The 494-nt window shown below is 63.0% G+C and carries 1 protein-coding gene; it reads left to right on the top strand.

Features of this window, described 5'->3' with window-relative positions:
* Positions 1 to 289: M10 family metallopeptidase C-terminal domain-containing protein (locus AC1D0P_RS28590; protein WP_477679821.1), on the top strand; the 289-nt coding region annotated here is incomplete at its 5' end.
* Positions 290 to 494 lie beyond the last annotated feature (205 nt).

Genomic DNA, 494 nt, shown 5'->3' on the forward strand with positions numbered 1-494 from the left:
GCTCTCCGGCGGCACGGGCACCGACCTGCTGGTCGGCGGCGCCGATGCCGACACATTCGTGTTCAAGACCGGCTTCGGTACCGACACGGTCAGCGATTTCCAGGCGTCCGGCCCCGGCCACGACAAGATCGATCTGTCGCATGTCGATGGCGTCACCAGCCTGAACCAGCTTGCGGCGCTGATCACCACCAATGGCAGCGACGTGGTGATCGATTTCGGCCATGGAGACAGCCTGAGGCTGATCGGCGTCGAGCCGAACGACCTGCAACCGTCCGACTTCGTCTTCTGATGCGGCCGCCCGCGCGGCGATGCCGTCGCCGAGGAAGCCGGAATCTCGACCATGATCGCCGGCACCGAGGCGCTGGCGCGGTCCGACGCCGCGCCAGTAAAAGTGGAAATGGCAGGCTGCAACAAGTCTCGCGAAACTGAGCAGCATCTTCGCATCCAACCGTTTCTATTTGTGACACCTTCCGTTTGTTCCGATACAGGAAGTG

It is taken from the genome of Polaromonas sp. P1_G2 (assembly GCF_056405515.1).